The 4,734-nt window shown below is 65.7% G+C and carries 6 protein-coding genes; 4 read left to right on the plus strand and 2 right to left on the minus strand.

Translation table 11 applies throughout. The annotated features are described in order from the left end of the window. The coding region (locus tag CVM52_RS23715; RefSeq protein WP_276308662.1) for a glycine cleavage T C-terminal barrel domain-containing protein at window positions 1–1,591 on the plus strand (1,591 nt) is incomplete at its 5' end. Next, window positions 1,584–2,150 (plus strand): sarcosine oxidase subunit gamma, encoded by a 567-nt coding sequence (locus tag CVM52_RS23720; RefSeq protein WP_100164799.1) that lies wholly within the window; start codon window positions 1,584–1,586, stop codon window positions 2,148–2,150. The genes CVM52_RS23715 and CVM52_RS23720, both read left to right, overlap by 8 nt. Window positions 2,151–2,156: 6 nt before the next feature. Here CVM52_RS23720 and CVM52_RS23725 read toward each other — a convergent pair whose 3' ends face one another. Further along, window positions 2,157–2,921 (minus strand): FkbM family methyltransferase, encoded by a 765-nt coding sequence (locus CVM52_RS23725; RefSeq protein WP_100164800.1) that lies wholly within the window; start codon window positions 2,919–2,921, stop codon window positions 2,157–2,159. Between the two features lie 193 nt (window positions 2,922–3,114). On the opposite strand from CVM52_RS23725, the gene CVM52_RS23730 reads away from it, so the two are divergent. Continuing rightward, window positions 3,115–3,714, plus strand: coding sequence for a superoxide dismutase (locus CVM52_RS23730; protein WP_100164801.1), 600 nt, complete (start codon window positions 3,115–3,117; stop codon window positions 3,712–3,714). Between the two features lie 131 nt (window positions 3,715–3,845). Here the strand turns inward: CVM52_RS23730 and CVM52_RS23735 are convergent, their stop codons facing one another. Further along, on the minus strand, window positions 3,846–4,397 hold the full coding sequence (locus CVM52_RS23735) for an LOG family protein (protein WP_100164802.1): 552 nt from the start codon (window positions 4,395–4,397) through the stop codon (window positions 3,846–3,848). 106 nt (window positions 4,398–4,503) lie between these two features. Here CVM52_RS23735 and CVM52_RS23740 point away from each other — a divergent pair. Beyond that, a partial coding sequence (locus tag CVM52_RS23740; RefSeq protein ID WP_205965014.1) for a hypothetical protein occupies window positions 4,504–4,734 on the plus strand: 231 nt, incomplete at its 3' end.

A 4,734-nucleotide genomic window follows, 5' to 3' on the forward strand; every position in this document is an offset into this window, starting at 1 on the left:
GGTCGAGGCCGGGCGCGCGGCGGCCAAGGCGGCCGGCTTCCGTCTGAAGCGGACCGCGACGCCGAGCGCCGCGCCGGCACCCCAGACGCCGATCCAGCCGGTCTGGATGATGCCGGACAGGGCGCGCGAGTCGCTGCGGGCGAAATCCTGGCTGGATTTCCAGAACGACGTGAAAGTGACCGACGTGCAACTGGCGGCGCAGGAGGGCTATGAAAGCGTCGAACACACCAAGCGCTATACCACGCTGGGCATGGCGACCGATCAGGGCAAGCTGAGCAATATCAACGGACTGGCGGTGTTGTCTCATGCGCTGGACGCGCAGATTCCGCAGGTCGGCACCACCACTTTCCGGCCGCCTTATACCCCGATCTCGATGGGCGCGATTGCCGGCGAGGCGCGCGGCACGCTGTTCCAGCCGCTGAGGCGCACACCGATCCACGACTGGCACGAACGCCACGGCGCGGATTGGGAGCCGGTGGGCCACTGGCGGCGGCCCTATACTTTTGTTCGCGGCGGTGAAAGCCGCCATGACGCGGTGATGCGCGAGGTCAGGAACACCCGCGAAGCCGTTGGTTTGCTGGATGCCTCGACGCTGGGCAAGATCCTGGTCAAGGGGCCGGATGCGGCGAAATTCCTCGACATGCTGTATACCAACATGATGTCGACGCTGAAGCCGGGCAAATGCCGCTATGGGCTGATGTGCAACGAAAACGGCTTTCTGATCGACGATGGCGTGGTGGCGCGGATCGATGATCAGACCTTCCTGTGCCACACCACCACCGGCGGTGCCGACAGCATTCATGCCCATATGGAGGAATGGCTGCAGACCGAATGGTGGGACTGGCAGGTCTATACCGCCAACCTGACCGAGCAATATGCCCAGATCGCCGTGGTCGGCCCCAAGGCGCGGCTGCTGCTGGACAAGCTGGGCGGCATGGACCTGTCGAAACAGGCGCTGGGCTTCATGGAGTGGAAGGACGGCCAGATCGCCGGCTTTGACGCGCGGGTTTTCCGCATCTCGTTCTCGGGCGAGTTGAGCTTTGAAATCGCGGTGCCGGCCGGGCACGGCTTGGCCTTCTGGGAGGCGCTGGTCGCGGCGGGGTCCGAGTTCGGGCTGATGCCCTATGGCACCGAGGCGCTGCATGTGCTGCGGGCCGAGAAAGGCTTCATCATGATCGGGGACGAGACCGACGGCACGGTGATCCCGCAGGACCTGGGGTTGAACTGGGCGATCTCGAAGAAAAAGCACGACTATCTGGGCAAGCGGGCGCAGGAGCGCGCCTGCATGACCGATCCCGACCGCTGGAAGCTGGTGGGGCTGGAAACACTGGACGGATCAGTGCTGCCCGACGGTGCCTATGCCGAGGCCGAGGGCGTCAATGCCAATGGCCAGCGGCAGGTGCAGGGGCGGGTGACCTCGACCTATCATTCGCCGACCCTGGACCGGGGCATTGCCATGGGCTTGGTCCATCGCGGACCCGAGCGCATGGGCGAGGTGCTGAAATTCCCCGGGCTCGACGGCAAGACCTTCGAGGCGAAGATCGTCGACCCGGTCTTTTACGACAAGGACGGGGAGAAGCAGAATGTCTGACGCCGTCAGCGCCCTTGAAGGCGCCCGTTTCGAAGGCCTTGCGACGGTGGAGGACATCGGGCTGCAGGGCATGATCACCCTGCGCGGCGACCTGGCGCTGGCGGCGGTGAAAAAGGCCGCATCCGCCGCCGCCGGCGCGCCGCTGCCCGCCCGCCTGGAGGCGGTGATGTCCGATACCGGCGGGTTGTGCTGGATGTCGCCGGACGAATTGCTGGTGCTGTGCCCCTATGACGAGGTGCAGGCGCGCCTGGCCAAGCTGACCACGGCGCTGGCCAAGACCCATGCGCTGGCGGTCGACATGTCCGATGCCCGCGCCTCGTTCCGCCTGTCCGGCCCCGGCGCCCGCGAGGCCATGGCCAAGCTGTGCCCGGTGGACCTGTCGCCCGACGCGTTCCGGCCGGGCATGTTCCGCAGGACCCGAATGGGACAGATCCCGGCGGCGTTCTGGCTGGAGGACGAGGACAGTTTCCGCATCATCTGCTTCCGCTCGGTGGCGCAATACGCCTATGACCTGCTGAAAACGGCGGCGGCGCGGGACGCGGCGGTCGGGTATTTCTAGGACCGGTCAGCCGGTCAGCAGATAGCTGTGAAACCCATCAAGCGCCGACGCCTCGGTCAGGGCGCCGGGGGTGATCGCCCGGCCCTGGGCGGTCTGCCAGCTGCCGTAGAAGGCCAGCGCCTCACCCAGCGCCGCCATTCGTGCGCGGCGCTGGTGGCCGGGCAAATAGGGCGCATGCGTCGACAGCAGCAGCGCCGGGCGCTGCCTCTCGAGCCAGGGCACCAGGCGCGGCACCACGTCGAACTCGGCGCCTTCGATATCGATCTTCACCAGCACAACGCCCGAGAGGTCCACCGCCCCGGCGAAATCGTCAAACCCGATGGTCAGCACCTCGGCGCCGGCTGCACCGCCGGGGTTCAGCAGGCTGGTGGTGCTGTCGCCCGCCTCGCCGCGAAAGCCGGCCATCCGCGCCACCCCGATCTTGTCCCAGATCGCCGCGGGCAGGGCGGTGACATTGTCCAGCGCGTTCAGCTCGAGATTCCAGCCGAGCGCGCGAAAGGCGGCCGGATCCGGTTCGAACGCCCAGACATGGCGCGCCCGGCGCGCCGCGAACAGCACGGTGGGCCCGATCCAGGCGCCGATATCCAGATAATCGGTGTCCGTCTTCAGATGTGCCGACAGGATGCGAAAGGTTTCGGGCTCCCAGAGCCCTGCGCTGGCGCGGCGCCAGAACCGGCTGTGATAGGGATCACAGCGGAACCGTTCGCCGGCCAGCACCGCGGGGCAATGGCCCCGCAGCCGGTAAAGCGCCTTCCGGGTACGCGTGAGCATCGCGGTCTCCTGTACCTGCGTTGACTTAGCGGCGCGGGGGACGCAGGCAAACCGGCCGGGCCAATCGGTGACCCGGTGCGCCGGCAGGAACCCCCGGCACGGCGCCAGCGTTGGGAATTGAGGCTTGACGCTGCGTGCCAACACGCTCAGTTACGTCACAGGACATATGACCTAATGCAAAAGGGGGGCCAAAATGGCTTTTGAACTACCTGATCTTCCTTACGCCCACGACGCTCTGGCAGCCGACGGCATGTCCAAGGAGACACTGGAATATCACCACGACCTGCACCACAAGGCCTATGTCGACAATGGTAACAAGCTGATTGCCGGCACCGAGTGGGAAAACAAGAGTCTGGAAGAGATCATCACCGGCACCTACCAGGCCGACGCGGTGGCCCAGAACGGCATTTTCAACAACATCAGCCAGCTGTGGAACCACAACCAGTTCTGGGAGATGATGGGCCCCGGCGACAGCAAGATGCCCGGCGAGCTGGAAAAGGCGATCACCGAGTCCTTCGGTTCGGTCGACAAGTTCAAGGAAGAGTTCAGCGCCGCCGGTGCGGGCCAGTTCGGCTCGGGCTGGGCCTGGCTGGTCAAGGATAAGGACGGCTCGCTGAAAGTGACCAAGACCGAAAACGGCGTGAACCCGCTGTGCTTCGGCCAGACCGCGCTGCTGGGCTGCGACGTGTGGGAACATTCCTATTACATCGATTTCCGCAACAAGCGTCCGGCTTATCTGACCAATTTCCTGGACAACCTGGTGAACTGGGAAAACGTCGCCTCGCGGATGTGATCCGGGGCACGGCGAGAGGTCCCGGATCCGGTCCGGGACCGCGTTGTGACGCGATACGATGCAAAAAGGCCGCCATCGGGGCGGCCTTTTCCGTTTCGGGCCCGGTCTGATCCCTCCGGTTCAGCCCGATGTCAGGCCAGCGCCGCGCGCAGCTGCGCCATCGCGTGTTCCGGCGTGTCCGCGACCTGGATCAGGCCGGCGAGCGAGCGGTCCGCAAAGCCCTGGTCGATGACATGTTCGATCAGGCGCAGCAGCGGGTCCCAGTACCCTTCGGTGTTCAGAATCAGGATCGGCTTGGCATGCAGGCCCAGTTGCGCCCAGGTCATCACCTCGAACAGCTCGTCCAGCGACCCGGCGCCACCGGGCAGCACCACCACGGCATTGGCGTTCATGAACATCACCTTCTTGCGCTCGTGCATGGTTTCGGTGACGACATAGCGGGTCAGGTCGGCCTTGCCGACTTCCAGCGCGATCAGGTGGGCCGGAATCACGCCGAAAGTGTCGCCGCCCGCCGCCTGTGCGGCCCGTGCCACTTCGCCCATCAACCCGACATCGCCTGCTCCGTAAACAAGCTGCCAGTCCTCGGCGGCAAGCAATTGGCCCAGGCTGCGGGCGTGTTCGGCATAGGCGGGCATTGCCCCGGGTCGCGATCCGCAATACACACAGACGGATTTGTGGGGCATTCGACAGCCTTTCATAGGGGGGAACGGGGGTTTTGACCCCTGATAGCGTGGTTGCTAGACTTGCTCAACTCTGCGGCTTGGGGGCCGCGTACCTGGGGGTACATGAATGGCGGATGATGCTGGACCAGTCAGCAGAACCTGGCTTGTGGCGCTGGCGCTGGCCGCGCTGGGGCTGATTGTCGGCGGCGTCTATTATTCCGGCCTGCTGCCGGACTTCGCGCGGCCCGGGGCGATACGCGAACTGGCCGAACCGGCAACCGCCGCGCCGGAGCCGGAAACCGGGCCAACCGCAACCGCTGCATTGGCGCCGGAGACCGGCGCGCCTGCGGCGTCGGAC

The sequence above is a fragment of the Pseudooceanicola lipolyticus genome, from assembly GCF_002786325.1.
GTDB lineage: Bacteria > Pseudomonadota > Alphaproteobacteria > Rhodobacterales > Rhodobacteraceae > Pseudooceanicola_C > Pseudooceanicola_C lipolyticus.

Coding starts and splice junctions, on each gene's coding strand:
- CVM52_RS23720 (WP_100164799.1), top strand. CDS start 1,584: ATGTCTGACGCCGTCAGCGCCCTTGAAGGCGCCCGTTTCGAAGGCCTT.
- CVM52_RS23725 (WP_100164800.1), bottom strand. CDS start 2,921: ATGCTCACGCGTACCCGGAAGGCGCTTTACCGGCTGCGGGGCCATTGC.
- CVM52_RS23730 (WP_100164801.1), top strand. CDS start 3,115: ATGGCTTTTGAACTACCTGATCTTCCTTACGCCCACGACGCTCTGGCA.
- CVM52_RS23735 (WP_100164802.1), bottom strand. CDS start 4,397: ATGCCCCACAAATCCGTCTGTGTGTATTGCGGATCGCGACCCGGGGCA.